The 25,803-nt window shown below is 74.0% G+C and carries 18 protein-coding genes; 8 read left to right on the top strand and 10 right to left on the bottom strand.

What is annotated here, in order from left to right; all coding sequences use genetic code 11:
* Window positions 1–27: 27 nt before the first annotated feature.
* Complete coding sequence (locus tag BLW47_RS19830; RefSeq protein WP_091560079.1) at window positions 28–579, bottom strand: DUF1990 domain-containing protein; 552 nt, start codon at window positions 577–579, stop codon at window positions 28–30.
* 526 nt (window positions 580–1,105) lie between these two features.
* Window positions 1,106–4,108: a glycoside hydrolase family 3 protein gene (locus tag BLW47_RS19820; RefSeq protein ID WP_091560072.1), complete on the bottom strand. Its 3,003-nt coding sequence runs from the start codon at window positions 4,106–4,108 to the stop codon at window positions 1,106–1,108.
* Window positions 4,109–4,229: 121 nt separating this feature from the next.
* On the opposite strand from BLW47_RS19820, the gene BLW47_RS19815 reads away from it, so the two are divergent.
* Genes BLW47_RS19815 through yicI form a run of 4 tightly spaced genes read left to right on the top strand, consistent with a single transcriptional unit; the run spans window position 4,230 to window position 9,674 of the window.
* On the top strand, window positions 4,230–5,528 hold the full coding sequence (locus BLW47_RS19815; RefSeq protein WP_091560069.1) for an ABC transporter substrate-binding protein: 1,299 nt from the start codon (window positions 4,230–4,232) through the stop codon (window positions 5,526–5,528).
* A complete protein-coding gene (locus tag BLW47_RS19810) occupies window positions 5,525–6,472 on the top strand; it encodes a carbohydrate ABC transporter permease (RefSeq protein WP_245736803.1) in 948 nt (315 codons plus the stop codon). The genes BLW47_RS19815 and BLW47_RS19810 overlap by 4 nt, the downstream gene beginning before the upstream one ends.
* Before the next feature lies 1 nt (window position 6,473).
* The gene (locus BLW47_RS19805) at window positions 6,474–7,310 is read left to right on the top strand and encodes a carbohydrate ABC transporter permease (protein ID WP_091560066.1); all 837 of its coding nucleotides are present in this window, start codon (window positions 6,474–6,476) and stop codon (window positions 7,308–7,310) included.
* A gap of 12 nt (window positions 7,311–7,322) precedes the next feature.
* Complete coding sequence (yicI, locus tag BLW47_RS19800) at window positions 7,323–9,674, top strand: alpha-xylosidase (RefSeq protein WP_091560064.1); 2,352 nt, start codon at window positions 7,323–7,325, stop codon at window positions 9,672–9,674.
* Window positions 9,675–9,686: 12 nt separating this feature from the next.
* Here the strand turns inward: yicI and BLW47_RS19795 are convergent, their stop codons facing one another.
* The 3 genes from BLW47_RS19795 to BLW47_RS19785 are packed head-to-tail and all read right to left on the bottom strand — an operon-like array spanning window position 9,687 to window position 16,866.
* Window positions 9,687–11,525 carry a glycoside hydrolase family 15 protein gene (locus BLW47_RS19795; protein WP_091560412.1) on the bottom strand — a complete coding sequence of 613 codons (1,839 nt, stop codon included), beginning with the start codon at window positions 11,523–11,525 and terminating at the stop codon, window positions 9,687–9,689.
* Between the two features lie 60 nt (window positions 11,526–11,585).
* Window positions 11,586–12,236 (bottom strand): DUF1345 domain-containing protein, encoded by a 651-nt coding sequence (locus BLW47_RS19790; protein WP_091560060.1) that lies wholly within the window; start codon window positions 12,234–12,236, stop codon window positions 11,586–11,588.
* A 52-nt stretch (window positions 12,237–12,288) separates the two neighbouring features.
* Window positions 12,289–16,866, bottom strand: a complete 4,578-nt coding sequence (locus BLW47_RS19785) for a cation-translocating P-type ATPase (RefSeq protein ID WP_091560057.1) — start codon at window positions 16,864–16,866, stop codon at window positions 12,289–12,291.
* Window positions 16,867–17,148: 282 nt separating this feature from the next.
* Here BLW47_RS19785 and BLW47_RS19780 point away from each other — a divergent pair, with 282 nt between their 5' ends.
* The 3 genes from BLW47_RS19780 to BLW47_RS19770 are packed head-to-tail and all read left to right on the top strand — an operon-like array spanning window position 17,149 to window position 19,534.
* Window positions 17,149–17,766: a D-sedoheptulose-7-phosphate isomerase gene (locus tag BLW47_RS19780; RefSeq protein ID WP_091560054.1), complete on the top strand. Its 618-nt coding sequence runs from the start codon at window positions 17,149–17,151 to the stop codon at window positions 17,764–17,766.
* A complete protein-coding gene (locus BLW47_RS19775) occupies window positions 17,763–18,497 on the top strand; it encodes a D-sedoheptulose-7-phosphate isomerase (protein WP_091560053.1) in 735 nt (244 codons plus the stop codon). The genes BLW47_RS19780 and BLW47_RS19775 overlap by 4 nt, the downstream gene beginning before the upstream one ends.
* Window positions 18,498–18,547: 50 nt before the next feature.
* Window positions 18,548–19,534, top strand: a complete 987-nt coding sequence (locus BLW47_RS19770; protein WP_091560049.1) for a hypothetical protein — start codon at window positions 18,548–18,550, stop codon at window positions 19,532–19,534.
* 13 nt (window positions 19,535–19,547) lie between these two features.
* On the opposite strand, the gene BLW47_RS19765 is transcribed toward BLW47_RS19770, so the two are convergent.
* From BLW47_RS19765 to BLW47_RS19745, 5 genes are all read right to left on the bottom strand, one after another.
* Window positions 19,548–20,315, bottom strand: a complete 768-nt coding sequence (locus BLW47_RS19765; RefSeq protein ID WP_091560045.1) for a PrsW family glutamic-type intramembrane protease — start codon at window positions 20,313–20,315, stop codon at window positions 19,548–19,550.
* A gap of 65 nt (window positions 20,316–20,380) precedes the next feature.
* Window positions 20,381–20,731, bottom strand: a complete 351-nt coding sequence (locus BLW47_RS19760) for a recombinase zinc ribbon domain-containing protein (protein ID WP_139307379.1) — start codon at window positions 20,729–20,731, stop codon at window positions 20,381–20,383.
* Between the two features lie 155 nt (window positions 20,732–20,886).
* The gene (locus BLW47_RS19755) at window positions 20,887–23,418 is read right to left on the bottom strand and encodes an ABC transporter permease (protein WP_091560038.1); all 2,532 of its coding nucleotides are present in this window, start codon (window positions 23,416–23,418) and stop codon (window positions 20,887–20,889) included.
* Window position 23,419: 1 nt separating this feature from the next.
* Complete coding sequence (locus BLW47_RS19750) at window positions 23,420–24,187, bottom strand: ABC transporter ATP-binding protein (RefSeq protein ID WP_091560035.1); 768 nt, start codon at window positions 24,185–24,187, stop codon at window positions 23,420–23,422.
* A gap of 296 nt (window positions 24,188–24,483) precedes the next feature.
* Window positions 24,484–25,305, bottom strand: a complete 822-nt coding sequence (locus tag BLW47_RS19745) for a BON domain-containing protein (protein WP_091560032.1) — start codon at window positions 25,303–25,305, stop codon at window positions 24,484–24,486.
* 77 nt (window positions 25,306–25,382) lie between these two features.
* Here BLW47_RS19745 and BLW47_RS19740 point away from each other — a divergent pair, with 77 nt between their 5' ends.
* Window positions 25,383–25,775 carry a DUF2267 domain-containing protein gene (locus BLW47_RS19740; RefSeq protein ID WP_091560029.1) on the top strand — a complete coding sequence of 131 codons (393 nt, stop codon included), beginning with the start codon at window positions 25,383–25,385 and terminating at the stop codon, window positions 25,773–25,775.
* Window positions 25,776–25,803 lie beyond the last annotated feature (28 nt).

Below are 25,803 nucleotides of genomic sequence, written 5' to 3'. Positions count from 1 at the left end.
GTAGGGGATCGGCCGGAGGCCGTCGTGTTACCTGGGATCAGCGGCGAGGCGGCGCATCGCCCGGACGTACCGGTCGGTGACGAGGCGTTGCACGGCCGTGGTCACCGGGCCGCCCGCGCGGGCCAGCGCCGAAGCGTGCCGGGAGAAGGCCCGTACCGTGAAGCGCACCTCCCCGGCCGCGGTCAGCGCCACCTCGAACGCCTCCTCGCCGCACTCGGGGTGCCCGGGCAGCGTTCCGTACGCGAAGCCGCGCCGCTCCGAATCGTCCAGGGTGTACACCACGCGACAGGGCGCCACGAGCCCGAGCCGACGCCAGCCCACGGTCAGCAGCGCGACGGATCCCGCCTCCGCCGTCGGCGCGGACGCCGCCACCCCCAGCCCGGCACCGCGGTGCATCGCCCATCCGGCCAGCCCGGAGGTCGCCGCGTCGAACGCGCGCCGGCCCCACCCGATCGGCTCCTCGCGGTGGACGTGCGCGTAACCCGCGGGCAGGGGTCCGCGGGTGGCGCCACGCTCCGAATAGGTCAGCGGGGCGTCCGCCAACGCCGCCCAGTCCGTCGCCCCGCGTGGAATTTCCATGTCTCACAGGCCTTTCGGTTCGCCGCGCCGTCCGGCCGGTGCTCAGGTCGGACCGTGGTTTCGACCACAGTCGGTTACCGCCTGAGCGGTGACGACCTATCATAGAGACGCAGCGATCGACCATCTGGTTCAGATGGATCCGCATTTGGCGGACGTAGTCCGGTTCGGACACAGTTTCGCTGCGTTCCACTGCACCGCAAGCGCCGGTGCGGCCCAGGCCGCACCGGCGCTTGATGTGTCCGCCGCCCGCATATCTCGGCCCCGGACCGGGTATGGGAACCACCGGTACGCGACGAAAGGGCGGCAGCACATGTTCGGCACACTTCTGAAGCGATGGGCCGTGGCGGCGGTCGCGGTCCCGGTGGCGGCGGCCGGCGCCCGGCGGTTGAGCCGGGCGATCGAACGACGCCGGGGCCCCTCCCGGGCCACCAATCTCCTGCGCTGGGGCGCGGATGCGATGCAGGGACGGGCCCGGCGATCGCGAAAGGGACCGTGGCGCGGCCGGTGACGCGCGCGCCCGGCCCGATCAGCCGGTCGTCAGGCGGACGGTGTCGAGCCGGGCGGCGCCGGTGAAGACCAGGTACAGGTCGTGCCGACCGGCGGCGCGGCGCAGGTCGGCGGAGACCGTCGTCCAGGCGTAGCGGTCGCCGGTGGCGGGGACCGCGATGGTGCCGATCGACCGTCCGCGGGTGGGGTGGCCCAGCCTCAGCTCGATCCGGGCGGGGCTGTCGCCCGGCGTGGCGACCCGCGCGCTGATTGCCGTGGTGTCCGGCGGGAACGCCACGTCGGCGAATTCGATCCACTGCCCGGCGGCGGTCGCGGCGACCGCGGTGCCGGCGGCCTTGGTGGTGTCGACCAGCGTGACCCCGGAGTAGTCGTCGAAGTTCATCGCGGCGACCGGGGCGGCGCTGAGGTCCCGCGGCGGGATGGTCTCGCCGCGTACCCGCAGCGACGCCCGGCCGCGGATGTCGGCGGCCGAGGCCCCGATCAGCACGTCGTGGGACGCGTTCTCGACCACACGGCGTTCCCGGGTCACGTCCCAGAACGCCAGGTCCGCGGCGCGCAGGGAAAGCCGGACCGTCCGCGTCCCGCCCGGCGCGAGCCGGACCCGTTCGAAACCGCGCAGCTGCATGACCGGCTGCTGCACCCGCGAGCTGCGCTGGTGGGTGTAGAGCTGGACCGTCTCCGTGCCGGCGCGCTCGCCGATGTTGGTCACGTCCACGCTGACCGTCACGGTCCCGGCCGCGTCCACGGCCGCCCGGTCGAGCCGCACGTCGCCGTAGCGGAACCGGCTGTAGCTCAGCCCGTGGCCGAAGGGGTAGAGCGGCCGGCCCCGGTGGTAGAGGTACGTCATGCCGGTGCGGGCGATGTCGTAGTCGAGGATGCTCGGCAGCCCGGTGTCCGAGCGGTACCAGGTCTGGGTGAGTCGGCCGGACGGGTTGTGGTCGCCGAAGAGCACGTCCGCGAGCGCGTGGCCGGTCTCCTGCCCGGCGTGGCTGGTCCACAGGATCGCCGGGACGTGCTCCTGCTCCCAGTTGATCGTCGTCGGGTAGCTGTTCTGCAGCACCACCACGGTGTTCGGGTTGGCGGCGCGGACGGCCCTGACGAGCGCGGCCTGCCCCTCGGCCAGCGCGGTGGAGGTGCGATCGTGCGCCTCGCGCCCGTTGATGAACGGCATGCTGCCGACCATCACCACGGCCACGTCGGCGGCGCGCGCCGCCGCGACGGCGCTCGCCGTCCCGCTGCTGATCGTCTCCCGGTCGAACCGCGCCGCGGTCGCGGCGGTGGCCGCGCCGAGCGTCAGGGCTCCGTCGGCGTCGACGGTGACGTAGCGGTTCGGGCCGAACCAGCTCTCCTTGGTCTCGTACCCGGCGTAGCGCAGCGCGTAGCCGCCGTCGTCGCGTGGCTCCAGCGCGAACTGCTGCTGCACGAACCAGCCGTTCGGCTGCGCGTCCCGGGTGAGGAACCGCCCCCAGTTGTAGCCCAGGTACTTCCCGTTCGCGACGTTGCGCAGCGTCACGATCCCCTGTCCCCAGTCGAAGACGTCGAACTGCGCCGCGGGATCGGCCGCGGTCCCGGTCGCCCGGACCGGGTCGCTGTCGGTGCTCCCGGTCGCCGCGACGTAGCGGCCCGTGGCCGCGTCCCGCAGCGCGATCCGGTCCGCGGCCTCGTCGCCGGTCACCCGCGCCGCGTCGCCCAGTCGTTCGGCGATGCCCTGTCGCGCGGTGACCCGGTACGGCGGGGTGCCGCTGTACCAGTCGGTGTAGACGGTGTCCGCCAGCGGACCGACCACGGCGACGCCGCGGGTGCGTCGCGGTGACAGCGGCAGCGTGCCGCCGGCGTTCTTGAGCAGCACCATCTGCGCGGCGGCGGCGCGCCGGGCGAGCCGCTGGTGCGCCGGGGCGTTGATGACCTCGGGCGTGATCGCCGCGTACGGGTTGCGGCCCGGCGGATCGAACTCGCCGAGCCGGAACCGGATCGTCAGGATGTGTCGGACGGCGTCGTCGATCGCCGCGACGTCCAGCAGGCCGCGACGCCGCGCCTCGGTGATCGCCGCGATCGTCGGCCCGCTGTCACGGTCGTTGACCGTGAAGCTGTCCACGCCGGCGTTGATCGCGGCGGCGTTCGCCTCGGCCTGGCTGGGGTAGTAGCGCTGCGATTCGACCAGGTTGACCGGGGCGTGCGCGTCGCTGACCACCATCAGGTCGCGCTCGGTCCACCGTCGCACCTGCGCGTCGACCGAGGGTTCCACGGTGGCGGGCCGGCCGTTGAGCAGGTTGTACGAGGTCATCACGCCGGTGGCGGCGTTCGCCGCGATCGCGGTGCGGAACGCCGGGTACTCGTAGTCGTGCAGCAGCCGGGGCGGCAGCATCGACGAGGTGGTGTCGCGGCGCACCTCGTTGTTGTTCGCCAGGTAGTGCTTCAGGGTCGGCGCGGTCTGCAGGTAGACCGGGTGGTTGCCCTGCAGGCCCCGTCCGTACGCCGTGGAGATGGCGCCGGTCAGGTACGGATCCTCGGAGTAGCCCTCCTCGTTGCGCCCCCACCGCGGGTCGCGGAGCAGGTTCACCACCGGAGCCCACAGGTTGAGGCCGTTGAAGGCGGGGTCGCGGCGGTGGAAGCCGCGCGCCTCCCGGCCGGTGGCGTCGCCGACCTGCCGGATCAGCTCCGGGTCCCACGTCGTGGCCAGCCCGATGGCCTGGGGGAAGACGGTGGCCTCGCCGAGCCAGGCGACGCCGTGCAGCGCCTCGGTCCCGGTCTTGAACGCCGCGACGCCCAGCCGGGGGATCGCCGGCTGGTACTGGTGCAGCAGCGAGATCTTCTCGTCGGGGGTGAGCCGGCCGAGCAGGTCGTCGACCCGGGCGCGCAGCGGCAGGTCGGGGTCGCGGAACGGCAGCTCGCCCGTGGCGGCCGCGGGTCCGGCCGGGACCAGCAGGCCGGCCACCAGGACCAGGGTGGCGAGCAGCGCGCGGCGCGCCCGCCGTCGCCGGGCGTGCCGGGGCAGGAGGGACGGTGACGTCGGTGCCGACATGGGGTGGGTACCTCCCGCTCACGCCGTTGACATTGGTGGAGCTAGATATATAAGGTCCCCAATATAATCGAAGCGATTCGATGATCGCGACTCTCTGTTCGATGCGGGCGGGAGGTGGCCGATGTTCCGATCAAAGGCCCCGGTCGTGGCCGGCGCGATGCTCGCGGCGTCCCTGGTGCTGGCCGCCTGCGGCGCCGACGCCGACGACGGGGGCGGCGGCGACGTGCTGCGGTTGTGGCACTACGAGGGCGCCAACAGCGCGATGGGTGTCGCGTGGGCGGAGGCGATCAAGCAGTTCGAGGCCAGCCATCCCGGCGTGACGGTGCGATTCGAGGAGAAGGGGTTCGAGCAGATCCGGCAGAACGCCGGGATGATCCTCAACTCCGACGAGGCCCCCGACGTCATGGAGTACAACAAGGGCAACGCCTCGGCCGGGCTGCTGTCGAAGCAGGGCCTGCTGACCGATCTGACCACCGAGGCGACCGCACGGGGCTGGGCCGACCGGATCGGGCCCGCGCTGCAGACCACCTCCCGGTACGACGCCGCCGGGATCATGGGCTCCGGAACGTGGTACGGCGTGCCGAACTACGGCGAGTACGTGATGGTCTACTACAACAAGGACCTCTTCGCCCGGCACCACGTCGCGGTGCCGACCACCTTCGACCAGTTCACCGCGGCGATGGACACGTTCGTGAAGGCCGGTGTGACGCCGCTGTCGGTGGGCGGGGCGGAGTACCCGGCGCAGCACGTCTTCTACGAGCTGGCGCTGTCGAGGGCGGACCGCGCCTTCGTGGAGCGGTTCCAGCTCTACCGGGGGAAGGTGGACTTCACCGGCCCCGAGCTGAGCCACGCGGCCAACACCTTCGCCGACTGGGTGGCCAAGGGCTACATCGCGAAGAACTCCGCGGGCATCAAGGCCGAGGACATGGGGACCGGCTTCACGCAGGGCAGGTTCCCGATGGTCATCACCGGCAGCTGGTGGTACGGCCGCTTCGCCGACGAGATCACCAACTTCCGGTGGGGCACCTTCCTCTTCCCCGGCAACACCCTGCATCCGGGCTCCGGCGGCAACCTCTGGGTCGTGCCGGCGAAGGCCAAGAACAAGAAGCTGGCGTACGACTTCATCGACATCACGATGAAGCCCGAAATCCAGAACCTGCTCGGCAACTCCGGTGGCGTGCCGGTCGCCGCGGACATCTCGCAGATCACCGACCCGAAGAACCGCGAGCTGATCGACAACTTCGGCCGGCTCACCGCCGCCGACGGCCTGGCCTTCTACCCCGACTGGCCGGTGCCGGGCTACTACGACGTCCTCGTCGCCGGGGTGCAGCACCTGATCAACGGTTCGAGGACGCCGCAACAGGTGCTCGGCGATCTGGCCAAGCCGTACCAGGACCACCTGAGCAGCCTCGGCAAGTGACGGCGACCTCCCGGCTGGAGCGGCCCGCGCGGCGACGGGCCGTTCCCTCACCGGCGCGGCCCGCCGGCGACCGCGGGGGCTTCGGGCTCTTCCTGCTGCCGGGGCTGCTGCTCTGCCTGCTGGTCATCGTCGTGCCGCTGCTGATGACCATCGGGGTGAGCTTCACTCGCTGGACCGGGGTGGGCGCACCGGAGTGGACCGGGTTGGCGAACTACCGCCGGTTGCTCGCCGACGACACCGTCTGGGCCTCGTTCCGCAACATCGGGTTCCTGATCGTCGCGATGGCGGTGCTGCCCACGCTGCTCGGGCTTGCGCTGGCGGCGCTGCTCTTCGACTACGTCGCCAAGCAGGCGGGACCGCGCACCGCGAGCGCGTTCCGCGCCGGCTTCTACCTGCCGCAGGTGCTCCCGGTCGCGGTCACCGGCATCGTCTGGGCCTGGATCCTGCACCCCGGCTACGGGGCGCTGAACGCGATCCTGACGGGCGTCGGGCTGGACCCGCTGGCGCGCAACTGGTTGGGCGACCCGACGTACGCCCTCGGCAGCGTGATGGCGATCATGATCTGGTTCCAGCTCGGCTACCCGGTCGTGATGTTCGTGTCCGGGCTGCGCCGCGTCGACCCCGAGCTCTACGAGGCCGCCGAGCTGGACGGCGCGTCGTGGTGGGCGCGGACGACCCGGATCTCCGTGCACCTCATCAAGCCGGAGATCTACGTCGTGCTGGTCACCACGACGATCGCCGCCCTGAAGATCTTCGGACCGATCTTCGTGCTCACCCGCGGTGGCCCCGGCAACGCCACGCTGGTCCCGTCCTACTTCGCCTACCAGAACTTCTTCGAACGCGTCGACGTCGGTTACGGCTCGACGATCTCGACCGTCCTCACCGTGATCATCGTCGCGCTCGTGGCCGTCATCCTGCGGGTTCAGCGCCGGGAGGAGGACTGAGATGGCCCGTCGCCGCGGCGGCCGCCCCACCCGCGCGGTGGTGCTCGGCGCGCTCACCGTCGCCGTGCTGCTCATGCTCGCGCCGTTCGCGCTGGTCGCCCTGAACGCGGTCAAGTCGCCGGCCGACTACGCCGCACGCGGCCCGATGGCGCTGCCGCAGCGGCTGCACCTCGCCGGCATCGTCGACTTCTGGTTCCGGGTCGACTTCGGCGAGAAGCTGGTCAACAGCTTCGTGGTCAGCGCCTCCGTCGCGGTGCTCGCCGTGCTCGTGTCGATCCTCAACGCGTACGCCCTGGGGGTCGGCCGGGTCCGCGGCCGCACCCTGCTGCTGATCTTCTTCCTGCTGGCCAACCTCCTGCCGCAGGAGGCGCTGGTCTACCCGCTCTACCACCTGGCCAAGCAGGTGGGGCTCTACGACAGCCGGCTCGCGCTCATCATCATCTTCACCGCGATCCAGAGCGCATTCGGCACCTACCTGCTCTCCTCGGTCTACGCCGTCTTCCCGCGCGAGTTGCTGGAGGCCGCCGCGCTCGACGGCGCGGGCCGGTGGCGGGTGCTGTGGCGCGTGGTCGTGCCCGTCACCCGGCCCACCGTCTCGGTGCTGTTCACATTCTTCTTCATCTGGACCTGGAACGAGTTCTTCCTGCCGCTGGTCTTCCTCATCTCCAATGACAAGCAGACCGTTCCGGTGGCGCTCGGCGTGCTGCAGGGCGACCGGCTGATGGACGCGACCACGACCAGCGCCTCCGCGCTGCTCGGCGTCGCCCCCGCGGTCGTCTTCTTCCTGATCTTCCAGCGCACGCTCACCCGGGGCGCGCTGGCCGGGGCACTCAAGTAGGAGGCGCGGGCGATGAAGTTCAGCGACGGCTACTGGCACATGCGTCCCGGGGTGCGGCCGCTGTACCCGGCGGAGGTCCACGACGTGGCCGTCACGCCGGAGTCGCTGACCGTCTACGCCCCGACCGCGCGGATCGGCCACCGCGGCGACACCCTCAACCGCCCGATGGTCACCGTCGAGTGCCGGTCGCCGATGCCCGACGTGATCGCGGTGACCGTCGCGCACTTCCTCGGCGGGCGACCCCGCCGGCCCGCGTTCCCGATCACGACCGACCCCGGCACCGCCGTGCGCGTCGCCGTCGACGACGACTCCGCGTCGCTCACCTCCGGCGCGCTGACCGCCCGGTTCGACCGGCGTGACGGCTGGCGCCTGGAGTTCCTCGCCGGGGACGCGCTGCTGACCGCGAGCGGGTCCAAGGCGATGGCGGTGCTCGACACCGACGCCGGCGGACCCTACGTCCGCGAGCAGCTGCGGCTCGGTGTGGGGGAGTGCGTCTACGGGCTCGGCGAGCGGTTCGGGCCGCTGGTCAAGAACGGCCAGGAGATCGACATCTGGAACGCCGACGGCGGCACCAGCAGCGAGCAGGCGTACAAGAACATCCCGTTCTACCTCACCAACCGCGGCTACGGCGTGTTCGTCAACCATCCCGGTCGGGTGTCGTTCGAGGTCGGCTCCGAGGCGGTATCGCGGGTGCAGTTCAGCGTCGCCGGGCAGGCGCTGGAGTACCTGCTGATCTACGGGCCGAGCCCGGCGGAGATCCTGCGCAAGTACACCGCGCTCACCGGCCGCCCCGCGCTGCCGCCGCCGTGGTCGTTCGGCCTGTGGCTGAGCACCTCGTTCACCACCTCGTACGACGAGCCGACGGTGCTCGGCTTCGTCGACGGGATGGCCGAGCGGGACCTGCCGCTGTCGGTCTTCCACTTCGACACGTTCTGGATGCGCGAGTTCCACTGGTCCGACTTCGAGTGGGACCCGCGTGCCTTCCCCGATCCGCCGGCGATGCTCAAACGGCTCAAGGACCGGGGTCTGCGGATCTGCGTCTGGATCAACCCGTACATCGCGCAGCGCTCCGCGCTGTTCGCCGAGGGAATGGCGCACGGCTACCTGGTGCGCCGCCCGGACGGCGACGTCTGGCAGTGGGACCAGTGGCAGGCCGGGATGGCGCTGGTCGACTTCACCGACCCGCACGCGCGGCGGTGGTACGCCGACAAGCTGCGCGCGCTGCTGGAGATGGGAGTCGACTGCTTCAAGTCCGACTTCGGCGAGCGGATCCCGACCGACGTGGTCTGGTCGGACGGCGCGGACCCGGAGCGGATGCACAACTACTACAGCTACCTCTACAACGAGACGGTGTTCGAGGTGCTGCGCGCCGAGCGCGGCGAGGGCGAGGCGGTGGTGTTCGCGCGCGCGGCCACCGCCGGCGGGCAGCGCTTCCCGGTGCACTGGGGCGGCGACTCGGAGTCGACCTTCGAGTCGATGGCCGAGACACTGCGCGGTGGCCTGTCCCTGGCGATGTCCGGCTTCGGCTTCTGGAGCCACGACATCGGCGGATTCGAGGGGCGCCCGGCGGCCGAGGTCTTCAAGCGGTGGCTGCCGTTCGGGCTGCTGTCGTCGCACAGCCGGCTACACGGCAGCCAGAGCTACCGGGTGCCGTGGCTCTTCGACGCCGAGGCCGTCGAGGTGCTGCGGCGCTTCACCCGGCTCAAGGCGCGGCTCATGCCGTACCTGTTCGGAGCGGCCGTCACCGCGCACCGGGAGGGGATTCCGGTGCTGCGGCCGACGGTGTTCGAGTTCCCCGACGACCCGGCGGCGACCCACCTGGACCGGCAGTACCTGCTCGGCGACCGGCTGCTGGTCGCCCCGGTCTTCACCGCCACCGGCGAGACCTCCTACTACCTGCCCGCGGGGCGGTGGACACACCTGCTCACCGGCGAGGTGGTGGCGGGCCCGCGCTGGGTGCGGGAGACCTGCGGCTTCGACTCGATCCCGGTGTACGTCCGGCCGGGAACGGTGCTGCCGGTCGGCGCCCGCGACGACCGCCCCGACTACCCGTATGCCGACGGGGTGACGCTGCGGGTCTACGAGCTCGCCGACGGGCAGGCCGTGACGGTGCGGGTGCCGGCCGCCGACGGCTCGGCGGCGGCGCGCTTCGAGGTGCGGCGCGACGGCGACCGGGTGCGGGCCCGGCGCGACGGGCCGGCGAACGCGTGGGCGCTGCTGCTGGTCAACACCGACTCGGTGCGCGCCGTGGAGGGCGGCGCGTCGCACCGGACGGAGTCGGGCGTCCGGGTGGACGTCGCCGCGGACGTACCCGAGTGCGTAGCCGTGCTGCCCACCGACCCGCATCCACCGGGCACATCCTGACCGCGAGCCGAATCAGGCCCCGTTGCCGGACCGGGCGCGGGACTCGGCCTGCGCGATCGCCCACGCCGCGTTGACCAGCCCGATGTGGCTGAACGCCTGCGGAAAGTTGCCCAACAGCGCGCCGGTGGCGGGGTCGACCTCCTCGGCGAGCAGCCCCACGTCGTTGGCGTACCCGACCGCCCGGCCGAACACCCGGCGCGCCGCGTCGACGTCCCCGGCCAACGCGTGCACGTGCGCGAGCCAGAACGTGCAGGGCAGGAACGCGCCCTCCCGGCCGGACAGCCCGTCCAGGCCGAGCTCGGGACGGTAGCGGTAGAGCAGCCCGCGTTCGTCGGTGAGCCCGGCCGCGATCGCCTCGACGGTGGCGCGCATCCGCGGATCGTCGGCGGGCAGGAAGCCGACGATCGGCAGCAGCAGCGCGGAGGCGTCCAGCGCGTCGGAGCCGAACGCCTGCGTGTACGCCCCGATCCGGTCGTTCCAGCCGTCCCGCAGGATCGTCGCGCGGATCTCGTCGCGCGCCGCCCGCCACCCCCCGGTCCGCTCGCCGGCCCCGAGCCGGTCCGCCAGCGTCACCGCCCGGTCCAGCGCCGCCCAGCACATCAGCTTCGAGTAGAGGAAGTGCTGCGGCGCGCCGCGCACCTCCCAGATGCCGTAGTCGGCCTCCCGCCACACCTGCGTCACCGTCTCGGCGAGGTTCGGCAGGAACGCGCGCAACGTCGGGTCGGCCGCGTCGAGCCGGTCGGCGAAGAGCGCCGCCGTGGCGAGCAGCTCGCCGGCCACGTCGAGTTGCTGCTGCGACCAGGCGCCGTTGCCGACCCGGACCGGCCGGCTGCCGCGCCAGCCCGACAGGTGCGGCAGCACCCGCTCGGAGAGGTCGTGCTCGCCGGCGATGCCGTACATGATCTGCAGGCGGGCTCCGGCCCGCGGCGTCGCCGTCGCGGTCGTCATGAACGCGAAGAACTCCGCCGCCTCGTCCGGGCAGGCCGCCACCCAGAGCGCGTCCATCGTGAACGACGCGTCGCGGATCCAGGTGTAGCGGTAGTCCCAGTTGCGCTCACCCCCCACCGTCTCCGGCAGCGAGGTGGTCGGCGCCGCCACGATCGCCCCCGTCGGCTGGTAGCTCAGTGCCTGCAGCACGCAGCCCGAGTGGTGCACCTCGTCCCGCCACGGCCCCTGGTAGTTCTGGTGCAACTCCGACCACGCCCGCCACGCCCGCACCGTGCGATCCAGTTCCCCGCCCAGCTCGGCGTCGCCGTACGCCCGCGGCCGCTGTCCGTCCAACGGTCCCCAGTGCAGCGCGAACCGCACCGTCTGCCCGGCCCGCAACCGCACGGTCCCGTGCGCCGCGCCCTCGTCGATCGTCAGCGGGACCGGGCTGGACAGCACGGTGCTCGCCGGGCCGCCGCGGGCGTTGATGCCGCCGTCGACCGGGACCAGCAACGGCACCACGAGTCCGTACTCCGGGCGCGGGCGGAACCGCACCTGGACGTCGACGGCGCCGTCGAGGCAGGCCACCGAGCGGACCAGCAGGTGTGGGGCGTGGGCCCCCAACGCGTGCGGGTCGCGGTCGCCGCCGGTGGCCAGCGCGTCGGTGACGGTGAGCGTGCCGTCGGCGGCCCGGAACCGGGTCTCGAGCACCATCGTCGCCGTCAGGTAACGGCGGGTGGCGGTCGCCGGGCCGGCCGGGCGGATGGACCAGCTTCCGGCGTCGTCGTCGAGCAGCGCCGCGAACAGCGACGGGCTGTCGAAGCGGGGGAAGCACAGCCAGTCCACCGAGCCGTCCCGGCTGACCAGCGCGGCCGAACGCCGGTCGGACAGCAGCGCGTACTCCTCGATCGCGGTGCCGACCACCACCGCCACGCTAGTGTCCGACCCGGCGGCCGCGACGGCGAACCGGCGGGTCCGGGCGGGTCACCGGGCCAGCCCGGCGATCAGGTTGATGGTGCCGGCGATGATGACCGCGCCGAACAGGTACGACACCAGGGCGTGGCGCAGCACCGCGGCCCGCATCTCGCGGGTGCTGACGTTGGTGTCGGAGACCTGGAACGTGATGCCCACCGTGAAGGCCGTGTAGGCGAAGTCGGCGTAACACGGCGGGTCGGGCTGGTGGAAGTCGAGGCCGCCGTCGGGGCCGGTGTAGTAGAGGCGGGCGTAGCGGGTGGTGAAGACGGTGTGCACCACCATCCAGGACAGCAGCACGCTGACCACGCCGAGCGCCACGTGCAGCGTCTTGTCCATACCCGGGCTCGACGACGCGGTCCCCACCACGATCGCCACCGCGAGCAGGCTGGCGAGGCAGGCGACCAGCAGCAACGCGTCGGCGAGCGCCCGGTTCGGGTCCTGGCGCACCGCGAGCCGGGCGGTCGCGGCCGAGTCCAGCCGCGCGATCGTCAGCCACGCCCCGGCCAGGTAGACCGCGGCGGTCATGTCCCAGCCGACCAGCGCCGCCACCAGCGGTGGCTGCGACAGGCCGGCGAGCAACCCGGCGACGACGCCCGCGGCGAGCGCGGCGATCCTCTGGAGCCAGAGCGGCGCCACCTCGCCGCGGGCGCTGCGCCGCATCACCGGCGATCTCCGCTCGCCGGGCGCGGTCGTCGCCCGGCTGCCCCCGGCGTCATCGCCGCGGGGGCAGCGCGGGCCCGGTGCGGCCCGGCGGCTGACCGAAGGGGAGCGGGACCGCGGCGAGCGCGGTCGCCGTGGCGGCCGAGCCGAGCACGATGCCCCAGCCGACCGGACCGAGCGGACGGCAGCTGAAGAATCGGCTGACGACCGGCGTCTGCACGGCCCCGACCAGGGCCGCCATCGACACGCCGGCGGCGGCCAGCACGACGGGGTCGCCACGGGACGCGACCACGGTCTGCCCCAACTGGCTGGCCACCAGGGAGGCCAGCGCGACGCTGCTGGCCCGGGTGCGCGTGCCGGTGAACCGGGCCAGCAGCCAGCTCCCGGTGGTCGCCACCGCCGTCGCCGTGGCCCGCCGGGCCACGTCCCGGGACAGCGCGCTGCCGAGCGACGCGTCCGGCCCCTCGCGGGTCAGCGCCTCCGCGGTGACGTGCCGGGGCGGGCGCACCGCGACCGTGATGGCCGGCAGCAGGTCCGTCAGCAGGTTCACGAAGAGGAGCTGACGGGCGTTCAGCGGCTGGCGCGCCGCGACGACCGACGATCCGAGGGTGAACATGATCTCGCCGAGGTTGCCGCCGAGCAGCAGCGACAGCGCGTCGCGGACCGCGACCCACATCGCCCGCGCTTCGATCACGCCGTCGGCGATCGTCTCGATCCGGCTGTCCGCCACGATCATGTCCGCCGCCTGACGCGCGGCGGTCGTGCCGTGCCCGCCCAGCGCGATGCCCACGTCCGCGAGCCGGATCGCGGGCGCGTCGTTCGCGCCGTCGCCCGTGACGCCCACGACGTGCCCGAGCCGGCGCAACGCCCGGACCACGGCGACCTTGTGCGCGGGGCTGACCCGGGCGAACACCCGCGCGCCGCCGACCATCGCGTCGAACTCCGGCCGGTCGGCGTCGTCCAGCCGCGCCCCGGTGACCACGCCGCCCCCGTCGGCCGCGCCGCCCCCGCCGCCCTCGGCGGCCACGCCGCCCCCGTCGAGCAGGCCGAGGTGCCCCGCGATCGCCTCCGCGGTGCTCGGATGGTCGCCGGTCAGCATCACCACCGTGACCCCGGCGTCGCGCAGCCGCCGTACCGCCTCGGGCGCGGTCTCGCGCGGCGGATCGGCGAGTCCCAGCAGCCCGCACAGCTCCAGCCGCTCCACCCGGCCGTCGTCGAGGTCGTCGCGCGCCGACGCGCGCCGTTCCGCCACCGCCAGGACCCGCAGCCCCTGCCGCGCCATCCGCTCGACCTCGGCGTGCACGCCGTCCCGATCCGCCTCGGTCAGCGGCGCCGACCGGCCGTCCCGGCGCCACGCCCCGCAGCGCGGCAGCACGATCTCCGGCGCCCCCTTGACAGTGATCAGACCCGCCTCCGCCAGCCGCCCCAGCACCGCGTGGAAGCCCCGTCCCGGTTCGAACGGCAGCTCGCCCAGCACCCGCCACCCCGGCGCGCCGTCGCCGGTGTCGACGCCGGCGTCCCGCGCGCCGGTCAGCACCGCGTGGTCCGTGGGGTGCGGCAACGGCTCGTCGCCGTCGGGCTGCGGGGTGGCGCGCAGCGCGGCGGCGAGCACCTCCCGGTACGCCGGGCCGAGCCGCGCGGCCGGCTCGGCCCGCCGCCCATCGGAGACGCTGTGCAGCCCGATCCGCCCGTGCGTCAGCGTGCCGGTCTTGTCGAAGCAGATCACGTCGACCCGCCCGAGCGCCTCCATCGCCCGCGGGTCGCGTACCAGAATGTCGTGCCGGGCGAGCCGCTTGCTCGCGCTGAGCTGCGCGGCGGTGGCGACGAAGGGCAGCCCCTCGGGCATCGCGGCCACGGCCAGCGCGACCGAGGAGGTCATCGACTCGGCGACCCGGCCGCGCAGCAGCCCGCTGCCGAGCACGCCGGCCGCCGCCGCCACCGCGGCGGGGATCGTCGCCGAGGTGAGCTTCTGCAGCCGGGCGTGCACGCCGCCCCCGGGGGCCTCCTCAGTCACGCCGTGCGCGCTGCGCCCCGCCTCGGTCGACCGTCCGGTGGCGACGACCACGGCGGCGCCGGTGCCGGCCGCGACCGTGGTGCCGGCGTACACCATGCTGTTCCGGTCGGCCACCGCGGCAGCCAGGCTCGGCGTCACGGTCTTGCGCACCGGAACGGATTCCCCGGTCAGGTTGGACTCGTCCATCTCCAGCCCGGCCGCCTCGATCAGCCGGCAGTCGGCGGGCACCGCGTCGCCCGGCTCGAGCGCCAGCAGGTCGCCCGGCACCAGCTGCTCGGCCGGCACCTGACGCACCCCGTCGGGACGGATCAGCCGGACCTGGACGGCCGCGGCCGTGAGCAGCTGGCGTAGCGCCCGGCCGGCGGTCACCTCCTGGGCGCCGGAGAGCAGCGCGTTGGCGAGGATGACCGCGAGCACCAGCACGGCGTCGACGGGGGAGCCGCTGGCCGCCGAGACGCCCGCGCCGGCGGCCAGCGGCGCGGTGAGCGGGGTGTTCAGGCCGTCCAGGGTCGCCGTGAGGAGGCCGCGTTCCTCGCCGTCGGCCGGCTCGTCGATCTGGTCGTCGCGGCGTTTCGCGGCCTCGGCGTCCGACAGGCCGGCCGTCGACGTCTCGAGCGTGTGCAGCACGTCATCGACGGAGAGCGCGTGCCACGGCACGACGTCGTCCGGCACCGGAAGGGGGCGCCGGGCCAGCCGCTGTGCCGCCCACACGCCGTTCGCGAGGTTCGCGAGCGCGGCGACACCGCCGGCGAGCAGGGCGTTCCGGCCCGCCTGTGGGCGGGTGTCGAAGAGTCCGAGCAGCGCGCCGGCGGCGGAGCCGAGCAGCGACAGCCGGACGCTGCGCCCGCTGACGTGCCGGGCCAGCGTGGTCGCCTCCAGCGCCAGCCACGCGTTCTCCAGGCCCGGTCCGGACAGCAGATGCGCGCCCCACGGCGGGCGCCGCCCGTCGCTCAGGATCCCGATCCCGCAGTCGGCGGCCGCCAGCGCGGCGTCGTTGCGGGCGGCGATCAGCAGCACGCCGTGCCCGTCTCGTTGGGTCGTGCGCACCGAGTCCGCCAGCCGGGACCCGCCCGCGACCGAGCCGTCGGCGTGCACGCGTTGTCCCACCTGCGAGCCCAGTCCCGCGATCAGCAGCCGGCCCACCCTGCGCGCCGCGGCGGCCAGCGCGGGCGCCAGCGGGTCGAGCGCGATCTCCACCCGCAGCAGCGCGACCAGATCCGTCCCCTCCGCGAGGGCCAGCACGTCGCCGCGGCCGGCCCCGATCTCGTCCAGCCGCGCCATCGCCTCGGCCGGCAGGGGCGCCTCCAGCGCGGAGGGAGCGGTCAGCCGCCATCGCGCGGGCGAACCGGCGTCACCGTGGTCCCGTTCGAGCAGCTCGGTGGCGCGCGCGCGGGCGTCCTCGGCGGTGCCGCGCACCGGCACGACGTGGGTGACCACGCTGCGGCCGGTGGTCAACGCCGAGGCCTCGATGATGACGGTGTCGACCCGGTCGAGCCGGCGCAGCGGCTCGGGATCCCGGACGATGACGCCGCGGCGCGCCAGCACCCGGCCGAGCTGCGCCGCGTACGCCTGCCGTCCCAGGTGCGCGCCGTGCGGCGAGCCGGTGGTGACCGCCCGGGCGGCCTGTGTGATCTTCCCGGAGAGCGGCAGCAGCGCGCTGCCGGCGAGCAGCGTGACGGTGCTGATCCGCTCCGCGAACTGCTCGATCGGGCCGCCGGGCAGCGGCCGCGGCCGGGCGCCGACCGCCGGAGCCGACGCCCGGCTGGACTCCCGGTCGCGGTGCAGCTCCGGCGCGCGGCGCGCCCAGGCGTCCCGGTATGCCGCGGTCTCCGCCAGCATCCCGACCCGCAGCGCCGCGTCGGTGAGGCTGGCCAGCGGGCGCTGGGACGCGGCGGCGATCGCCGACGACGCCAGCGCCAGACCGAGGTCGGCGCGGACCGTGCCGAGAACGCGACGCAGCCGCCGGCGCAGCCGCGGGATCTCGAACGCCGCCGTCAGCGCGGCCAGCTCGGCGGGCACCGCCGGCAGCCGCAGGGCCCGACCCGCCAGCCCGACCCCGGCGCCGATCAGGTCGCCGGCCAGCGAGACGGCGTCCCGGACGGCGGGATCGACGTCCGGGCTGCCCTCCGCCGGCTCGCCGATCCGGCCGTCGCGCCCTTCCACCGTCTCCACCGCGGCCACCAGGTCCGCCAACCGCACCCGAGCGGGGTCGAAGCTGACCACCACGCGCCGCAGCGCGCCGTTCCAGGCCGCCCACCGCACCCCGTCGGCCGCCTCGACCGCCTGCTCCAGCCGCGCGGCGTCCTGCGGACACAGCTCGCCCGGCCCGCACCGCACCTCGATGTGGGCGTACCCGTCGCCGGCCCAGGCGTGCCGGTGCCGGGACGCGCGCAACCGGGGTGGCAACTCGGCCGTGGTAGCGGTCGCCGAAGCCGCCGGGGGCGATTGCGCCTGGTCCGCTGCCATCTTCGCCGATTCCTGCTCGCTCGTCGGGTACACCTTGCCGCGGCCGCCGGGAGCGGCGCTGCCGAGCCGATGTGGATGCGTCGCGGCGTGGCGCGGGCAGGCCCGCTCGAACAGCCAACCGGGGAAGAGGAAGTCCGCCGCGGCCGCCACGGGCCGCCGAATGTGGCGCGCAGGCTCACCATATCGGCCGACCGCCGCGATCCGAGACGCTTTCACGGTCTGCGCCGTGGCCGCCATGCCCGCCGTGCCCGACTGGGCTGGCGGGCGTGCTCGGGCCGATCGGGGCGACTTTCCGGGACTCGCCCGACGCCCACCGATGGTCGGCATACAGTCGGAGCCGATCGCGCAGCACGCTCAGCCGGCGAGCCGTACCGGGGGCAGGCGGTGGACCCGCCATCCGGTCTTCGCCGAAGGCGGGGGAAGGGGGCCGCGATGGGGCGGTCGGCGGACGAGCTCAGCGTCGCCGAGATCTTCGACCGGCGGGTGGCGCCGGTCGCCGGAGTGGCCGACGACGCGGAGGCCATCGCACGGGCCTGCCACGCGATGGCGCTGCGGTTGCAGCGCGGGGGCAAGCTGATCGTCTTCGGCACGGGCGCGGCGAGCACCGACGCCGCCCACGTCGCCGCCGAGTTCGTTCACCCGGCCGTCGCCGGGACCCGCCCGCTACCGGCGATCTCACTCACCGCGGACGTCGCGACGCTGACCGGGATCGCGGAGCGCTCGGGGCTGCCGGAGATCTTCGCCCGGCAGATCCCCGTGGTCGCCGCCGCGGACGACGTCGCGCTCGGGATCTCCACCGACGGCCACTCCGACAGCGTGCTGCGCGGCCTGCGGGCCGCGCGCGCGGCCGGCCTGCTCACCGTGGGGCTCACCGGCGGCGACGGCGGCGACCTTGCGGCACTGGCCAGCGTGGACCATCTGCTGATCGTGCGCTCCCACGACCCACAGGTGGTCAAGGAGGGCCACGTGACGATTTACCACATCCTCGCGGAGCTGGTGCAGGTGTTCCTGGAGCAACCGCGCGTGCCCGGAACGGAGGCGCTGTCATGACCGCGCCCGGGTCCGAGCCGCGTCCGCGTGACCGGGACGGCGCCGGTCCCACCGGGGTGGCCGGCGACGCGAGCCTCAACGTGCCGCTCTATCCCTTCCTCACCGCGCAGCACGGCGACCTCGACGCGGTGTTGGCGGGGGTCCGCCGCGCCGCCGCGGAGCGGATCGACGAGATTGTGGCGCTGCGCCGTACGGTCCTGGAACGCGACGCCGATCGGTTGGCGGCGTGTGCGCGCTCAATGGCGGCCTCGTTCACCGCCGGCGGGCGTCTCCTCGCCTTCGCCAACGGCGTCAGCGCCACGGACGCGCAGGAGCTGGTGCGACTGTTCCTGTGCCCCCGGGACGCACGGTCCGAGGGCGTCTTCCGCGCCATGCCGGCGTTCGCGCTGACCACCGACGTGGCGGCGGTCACGCCCCCGAGCACCGGAGTGGGCTGCGACTCGGTCTTCTCCCGGCAGGTGGCCGCGCTCGGCCGGGCCCGTGACATCGCGGTCGGGATCTGCACCGGCGGCGGTTCCGCCAGCCTGGTGCGCGGGTTCGAGGCGGCGGACCGGCGCGGGATGCTCACGGTCGCGATCACCGGGCACGACGGGGGCCTCATGGCGGAACTGGACAGTGTCGACTACCTGTTCGTGGTCCCGTCGCCATCGCCGCAGCGCGTGCAGGAGGCGCAGACGACGATCTGCCACGCGCTGTGGGAGCTGACGCTGCGTGAGGTGGGACGGGGCTGAGGTACCGGCCGCGGCGGGCAGGGCGCCGTGGGCGCGGGAGGGAGTGCGACGTGCACCGCACCACCGACGTGCTGCGGCAGGCCACGGCGATCGCCGACGGCACGTTCTACGCCGGCTACCTGCGATTCCCGTACCGTGCCGGGCAGCGCGACCGCGGCGAGCGCCATCAGCTCGGTGTGCTGGTGCCGCCGGGGGCGCGGCGGCAGAGCGGCGAGCACGACAGCGCGCAGACGGAGTGCCTGCTGCTGCCCGTTCCGGACGCGACGCTGCGGATCCGGCTGCGGTTCCTGCAGGCCCAGTCGCGCGGCGTCGAGCTGGCGGACGCGGACGGACGGTACCGGCCGGTGCCGTCGGCGTGGGTGGCGGGCACCCGTTTCGCCGGCTGGGACGAGGCGGTCGAGCGGGAGGTGGACGTCGCGCTGCCCGTGGCGGAGCTGCCCCGGGGCGTACGCCGGGTGCCGTTCACGGTGCCCGGCGGGCAGGAGACAGAGACGCTCTCCGCACGTCGCCCCACGGCCCGGCTGGTCCGCCGTCGCTGGCCGATCTCCGGCGCGCTGGAGGTCGGCGCTCATCGTCTCGACGGGCCGCACGGCGCGCTGCGGCTGCGGGTCGAGGTGCACAACGACCTGCCGTGGCGGGACTACGAGGCGCCACGCGACGCGGTGCTGCGCCGGGCCCTGCTCGGCACGCACGTCGTACTGGTCGTCACGGCCGGCCGGTTTCTGTCCATGCTGGACCCGCCGGCCTGGGCCGGCCCGGCCGCCCGCGACTGTGTCAACGTGCGTGCCTGGCCGGTGCTGGTCGGCGACCCGCGCCGCGCCGACGCGATCCTTTCCGCTCCGAGCGCCCTCTCCGACTATCCGGCGTGCGCCCCGCGGCCGCTCGTCGCCGCCGAGCCGCCCCGCGGGCTCGTCGTGGCCGCTACGACGCCCGCGGGGGAGACGCTGCGGGACCGGGTGGACGCGGCGCCGCCGCGGGGCCGGGACGACTGCGAACCGGACCGTGCCGGCGGCGCGGCGGGCCCGGCGCCGGAGTGAGGCGACGAGCGCGTCACGCCTCCTCGGGCGTGCGGCTGCGGTGCAGCTCCCAGAGCAGCCAGCCGATCGAGACCGCCGCGACCACGACGAAGGTGAGCGGTCCGGGAACGGCGTTCCAGATCGTGTGCAGCGCGACCACGCCGATGAAGGCCGCGATCAACGAGATCAGGCGGGTCCGCCCGCCGTGCAGGTAGACCCGCCACAACGCGGCGCCGGCGACGCCGGTCCACGCCAGGTGCGCGGCGGAGGCGAGCAGTCCCCGCAGGAACAGCGTGACCTCCACCGCGCCAACGTCCCCTTTGGAGTCCAGTAGCACCACGAAGGCGTACCCCATGGTCTCCAGCGCCGCGAAACCGGCGCCGGTGGCGGCGCCGACCACCAGCCCGTCGGCCATCCGTCCCGGTCGCCCCAGCCAGCGCGTGAACAGCACCGCCGCCGGGATCGCCAGCTTCACCGCCTCTTCGATCACGGCGACCAGCAGCGCCGGGAACCACTGCAGGTGGCGCAGGGTGTTGTATTCGAGCAGACCGGCCATAACCGCGCCGAGGACCCCGCCGAAGAGCGCGAACGCCGCGAGCGTGGGCGCGGAAACCTGCCAGGTCGGGGCCCGGTTCGCCATGAACGTCACGAACGCGGCCGGGATCACGGTCGCGCCGAGCAGGAGCATGACGGGCACGAGGTTGGGGTTCTGCGTGGCGACCAGGGTGGACAGCACCAGGAAGTAGAGGAGCAGTCCGACCCCCAGCACCGCGAGCCACGTCCACCGCCGTCCCAGCGCCATACCTCGGGATTCTCCCGTTCGGGGCGGGAGGTCGTCGGCGATCGTGGCAGTTGGCATCATGTGCGCTACTCCGTGGTGTGCGCGCCGCCGCGGCCGGGGCGCCAGTGGTAGTGGAGGTCGTCGGGGGCCGCCCCGACGGTCACCCGCCGCAGCGCGGCGACCAGCAGCTCGTGCCGTCCCGGCTCCGGCGTTCCCGCGGCGTCCGCGGCGCCGCGCACGTACTCCTGCCAGACCCGCGCCTCGGTCCGGTCGGCCGGCACGAGCATCCGGGGACAGTCGCGGTGCGGGCAGCCGTAGTAGCGGCCGCCGGTGGAGGTGCAGGTCGGGATCATCAGCTGGCCACAGGGGTCGCAGTGCAGCAACCCGCGCAGGACGTAGGTGTCCCGGCCGGCGCGTGGCAGCCCAGACAATCCCACCCCCGGTGGCTCGAGCGTCCCGGCGCGGGGACGCGTGCACGGCGGGTACCCGGGTTCCGGCCGAGCTAACGGGTCGACGCCGCAAGCGGCGGCGGACGCGGTCGGGCCCGCCCCGGCGGATTGCCGGAGCGGGCCCGATGACGTGGCGGGGCGGGTTACTCGGAGCTGATCGCGCGCAGCACGTCGACCCGGCTGGCGCGCCGGGCCGGCCCGATCGCGGCCAGCACCCCGACCAGCGCCGCGACGACGAGGTACGTCAGCAGGGTGCCCACCGGCACGCTCACCGCGGTGATGCCCTCCGCGGCGAGCGACCGGGCCAGCGCCACCCCGGCGCCGGTGCCGAGCGCGACGCCGGCGAGCGCGCCGAGCAGCGACATGAGCACCGACTCGCGGCGGACGACCGTGCGGACCTGCCGCCGCGTCGCCCCGACCGCGCGCATCAGCCCCAGCTCGCGGGTGCGCTCGACGACCGAGAGCACCAGCGTGTTGACGATGCCGAGCACGGCCACGATGACCGCGAGCAGCAGCAGCGCCGTGACGATGCCGAGCAGTTGGTTCACCGACGCCTGGGCGTCCTTCGTCAGCTCGGCGGGATCGCTGACCTTGACGTTCGGGTATCCGCTCAGCACGGCGGTGACCGCCGTCTTGACCTGCGCCCGGTCCACCCCGGGCGCCGCCTTGACGAGGATCGCGGCGTCCAGCCGGGAGGTGACGTGCCGCGCGTAGTCGGGCAGCGTCAGCACGTACCCGGTGCCGATGAGCGACTCCCGCTCGAACGTCGCCGCGACCCGCAGGCGGGTGGCGCCGGTCTCCGGGAAGGTCACGGTCAGCGTGTCGCCCACCGTCGCGCCGATCGCCTTGGCCTGCTTCGTCGACAGCAGCAGCGTGCCGTCCCGGAAATCGGCGAGCGCGCCGGAGCGGATGCCGAGGTCCGCGACGCCGGCGATCCCGGCGGCGTCGACGCCGGCGACGAAGCCGTTCACGCCGTTGACCTGGGCGCCGCTGAACCGCATCTCGACCACGGTCGACACGTCCGGCCGCGCCCGCAGGATCTGCGCGGCGGCCGGGCTGATGCCGCCGCCCTGGGCCGCGGTCGGCTTGAGGATCAGGTCCGAGCGGTTGCCGCCGTTCACCGAGTCCGCGACCGACACCTTCGTGGAGGAGGCGGTCACCGAGACGGCGCAGACGACCGCGAGACCGATGGTCAGGGCCAGCGCGGTCGCGGCGGCGCGCTTCGGGGCCCGGCCGACGTTGCGGGCGGCGATGCGCCAGCCGCCGCCGGGGCGACCCCGATCGGCCAGCCGGGCGATGCCGCGGGCCAGCAGCGGGCCGGCCGTGACGAGGCCGGCGAACGCCACCAGGGTGCTCAGCCCGGTCAGCCCGGGCTGGTTGCCGGCCACGGCGGCGGCGACCAGCCCCGCGGCGCCGGCGAGCAGCAGAACCAGGCCGGCGATCTGCCGTGCCCGCCCGATGCGTCCGGTGACGGGGGTGGCCTGCCGCAGCGCCTCGATCGGGGCGACCCGGGTCGCCTTCCACGACGGGATGACCGCCGCGCCGACGGTCACCACGACGCCGACCAGCAGCGCCGCGACGACCGTACGCGGCGCGACCACCGCCGTGGTGGTCGGGACCTCGATGCCGATCGCCTTCAGCAGCCCGCGGATGCCGACGGCGAGACCGACACCGGCGCCGATGCCGAGCGCGGCGGAGACCAGCCCCACCACGATCGCCTCGATGACGATGCCGCCGAGGACCTGGCGGCGTACCGCCCCGACCGCGCGTAGCAGCGCGACCTCGCGGCGGCGCTGGGCGACCAGCACGTTGAAGGTGTTCCAGATGACGAACGAGCCCACCAGCAGCGAGACCGCGGCGAAGACCAGCAGCACCGTGGTGAAGATGCCGAGACCGTCGCGGACGGCCTTGGCGTTCTGGTCCGCCGCGTCCTGCGAGGTGATCGCCTCGACGCCGGCCGGCAGGACCGTGGCGATCCGGTCGCGCAGCTCCTCGGCGCTGACCCCGGATTCGGCCCGGACCCCGACCTCATCGATCTTGCCGACCTTCCCGAGCAGCTCCTGGGCGGTCCGCTTCTCGAAGGACGCGAGGGTGGCGCCCGCCATGCTGTCGCTGTCGCCGAAGCCCGAGATGCCGACCAGCGTGAACTCGCGGGTGCTGTCCTGGAAGACGATCTTCACCCGGTCGCCGACCCGGTAACCGACCTTCTTCGCGCTGCCAGCGTCGATGACCACCTGGTCGGGGCGGGTCGCCGGGCCACCCGCGCGGAAGCTGAAGGCGCCCGTCACGCTGCGGTCCGCGCTCAAGCTGGCGCCCAGCGTCGGCGCGCCGCCGGGCTGCACCGGCTTGCCCTGCTTATCGAGGATCAGCGCGAAGCCGGTCACCGAGCCCTCGGCCGCGTCCACCCCGGGGACCTGCCGTACGGTCTCGACGACCGACTCGTCGATCGGCCGTGTCTGCCCCTGCGTGCTGATGTCGGTGTAGGCCGCCTTGGCCCGGACGTTGACGTCGATGCCCTTGGCGAGGCCCGCGTAGAGCTGGTCGAACGCCTTGCCCATGGTGTCGGAGAGCACGAACGTGCCCGACACGAACGCCACGCCGAGGGTGACGGCCGCGACCGTGAGCAGCAGTCGCAGCTTGTGCGCGAGGAGGTTGCGCAGGGAGAGCTTGAGCACGTCAGTCTCCCAGCCGCTTCATCGTCTCCAGCACGCCGTCGCGGGTCGGACCGGTCATCTCGTCGACGATCCGGCCGTCGGCGAGGAAGATGACCCGGTCGGCGTAGGAGGCCGCGATCGGGTCGTGCGTCACCATCACCACGGTCTGCCCGAGGTCGTCGACCGCGGACCGGAAGAACCCGAGCAGTTCGGCGCTGGTCCGGGAGTCGAGCGCGCCGGTCGGCTCGTCGCCGAAGACGACGTCGGGCTTCGAGGCCAGCGCCCGGGCCACCGCCACCCGCTGCTGCTGGCCGCCGGAGAGCTGCGCCGGGCGGTGCGTCAGCCGGTCGTGCAGCCGCAGCGTGTCGATGATCTGGTCGAACCACGCGCGGTCCACGCGACGCCCGGCCAGGTCGGCCGGGAGCGTGATGTTCTCCTCGGCGGTCAACGTGGGCAGCAGGTTGAAGGCCTGGAAGACGAAGCCGAGCCGGTCGCGCCGCAGCAGGGTGAGCTGGTTGTCCGAGAGCGTGGCCAGGTCGGTGTCGCCGATGTACGCCCGACCGGAGGTCAGCGTGTCCAGGCCGGCGAGGCAGTGCAGCAGCGTGGATTTGCCGGACCCGGACGGTCCCATGATGGCGGTGAACGCACCGGCGGCGAAGTCGACGGTGACGTCGTCGAGCGCGACCACGGCGGCGCTGTCGCTGCCGTACGCCTTGCGGGCCCGTTCGACGCCGGCGGCGACGGCGCGCGCGGTCGTCCCGGGCTGAGTGGCCAGATTGCTACTGGTCATGGTGGTGCGGTCTCTTTCTTCGAGGATCCCCGTGGCCCCCGCACGCGGCGCGCTGGCGGGCGGCGGACGCCGCCGGGCCCGATGAGCGTGCGAAACGTATGGTGAACGTTGTTCACCGTCAAGGACGCGCGCGGGGGTTTGATCAAATCCGCACGATCGGCTGATGATTTCCGTCGTAGAGGCCGATCCCGGTGATTTTCTTCGGCGGCTGCCGCACCACCGTCCGGTTTGGAGAGGCACGGCGGGGTCGGGCCCGGCCGCGCGCCGTCCCCGCGCACCGACCACCGGCGCGCGGCTCAGTCGAAGAACCGCGCCAGATGCCCGGCGTCCGGCTCCGGGTCGGCCGGCCCGAGCGCCACCAGATCCGCGAAGACCGTGGCGCCGTCGCACGAGGCGTGCTGCGGCCGCCAGCGGGGCACCGGTCCGGGCCGCGCGCAGATGCCCTTCACGGTCTGCACGTCGAAGAAGCGCACGTGCGTCGGATCCGCGACCGCGTTCACGTGCCGCCACCACGGCGACAACACGTGCAGCACGCCCGCCGGGCGCAGCGCCCGGTGGCACTCGTCGACGAGCCGCAGGAAGTCCGTCAGATGCTCGAGCACGTGCACGGCGAAGATCTGGTCCACGGTGGCGTCGGCCACCGGCAGCCCCTGCGCCAGGTCGGCGACGGCCGCGACCGACCCGCCGGGGCGCCGATCGAAGCCGATGTTGCCCGGGTACTGCAGCGTGTCCCCGCAGCCGATGTCGATGATCACCGGCTCGCGCCCGGCCACCCGGATCCGGTCCCAGACGGCGTGCACCCCGGCGAGCCGCCCGATCGCCTCCCGTACCCGACGCAGATCGTCGGCGTCGTCGACCTCGCCGGTCAGGTGCGCCACGCCGCCGTCGAAGCGGACCCGCACCGCGAGCCCGCGCAGCCGCCCGTCGTGCGCGAGCAGGTCCGCGGCGGTCGTCGTCAGCCAGTCGTCGTAGCGCCGCTGTCGCGGCGACGAGAGCGGCTCGGCGCGGTGCACCGGGCCGGCGTACCCGTGGGGCGGGCCGGGAAACGCCGCCGCGCCGTCGCCCCGCGCCCCCGGTGGCCCGGCCGGTCGGGGCCCGGCCGGTCGGTGGTTACGCATCCCCGTCGGCTGCGCGGGTACCTCAGGCGATGACCGGGTAGCGGCTCGCGGACCGGCGCAGGCGATGGGGGGATGCGATGAGGTACGACCAGTTCCTGAACAACGTGCGGGACCGCGGCGGGTACCGGGACCGGCAGGAGGCCGAGCGGATCGCCCAGGTCGTGCTGGCGGTGCTCGCCCGGCGGCTCGACCCCGGCGAGGCCCAGCACCTCGCCTCGCAGCTTCCGGTACAGGCCGCGGTGATCGTCGTCGACCAGGCGGGGCCGTCCGCGCAGGCGCTGAGCACCCGGGAGTTCCTGGCGCAGGTGGCCGAGCGGACCGGCGGCAGCGACCGCACCGCACAGTGGGACGCCAGCGCGGTGCTCTCCACCGTCGCCGACGCGATCACCGGCGGTGAGCTCCACGACGTGCTGACGCAACTGCCGTCCGGGTACGCCGCGCTCTTCGGCCGTCCGGTGCTGAGCGGCTGACGCGCCGAGCCGTCCGGACGGCCGCCGC

The organism is Micromonospora pattaloongensis (assembly GCF_900107255.1).
Taxonomy (GTDB): Bacteria; Actinomycetota; Actinomycetes; order Mycobacteriales; family Micromonosporaceae; genus Micromonospora_I; species Micromonospora_I pattaloongensis.
This window is presented reverse-complemented; position numbering and strand designations above follow the sequence as displayed.

Bases quoted from the DNA above. Each gene is read 5' to 3' on its own strand.
- BLW47_RS19815 (WP_091560069.1), top strand. From the start codon at position 4,230: ATGTTCCGATCAAAGGCCCCGGTCGTGGCCGGCGCGATGCTCGCGGCG.
- BLW47_RS19780 (WP_091560054.1), top strand. From the start codon at position 17,149: ATGGGGCGGTCGGCGGACGAGCTCAGCGTCGCCGAGATCTTCGACCGG.
- BLW47_RS19740 (WP_091560029.1), top strand. From the start codon at position 25,383: ATGAGGTACGACCAGTTCCTGAACAACGTGCGGGACCGCGGCGGGTAC.
- BLW47_RS19765 (WP_091560045.1), bottom strand. From the start codon at position 20,315: ATGGCGCTGGGACGGCGGTGGACGTGGCTCGCGGTGCTGGGGGTCGGA.
- BLW47_RS19820 (WP_091560072.1), bottom strand. From the start codon at position 4,108: ATGTCGGCACCGACGTCACCGTCCCTCCTGCCCCGGCACGCCCGGCGA.
- BLW47_RS19830 (WP_091560079.1), bottom strand. From the start codon at position 579: ATGGAAATTCCACGCGGGGCGACGGACTGGGCGGCGTTGGCGGACGCC.
- yicI (WP_091560064.1), top strand. From the start codon at position 7,323: ATGAAGTTCAGCGACGGCTACTGGCACATGCGTCCCGGGGTGCGGCCG.
- BLW47_RS19790 (WP_091560060.1), bottom strand. From the start codon at position 12,236: ATGCGGCGCAGCGCCCGCGGCGAGGTGGCGCCGCTCTGGCTCCAGAGG.
- BLW47_RS19750 (WP_091560035.1), bottom strand. From the start codon at position 24,187: ATGACCAGTAGCAATCTGGCCACTCAGCCCGGGACGACCGCGCGCGCC.
- BLW47_RS19775 (WP_091560053.1), top strand. From the start codon at position 17,763: ATGACCGCGCCCGGGTCCGAGCCGCGTCCGCGTGACCGGGACGGCGCC.
- BLW47_RS19805 (WP_091560066.1), top strand. From the start codon at position 6,474: ATGGCCCGTCGCCGCGGCGGCCGCCCCACCCGCGCGGTGGTGCTCGGC.
- BLW47_RS19745 (WP_091560032.1), bottom strand. From the start codon at position 25,305: ATGCGTAACCACCGACCGGCCGGGCCCCGACCGGCCGGGCCACCGGGG.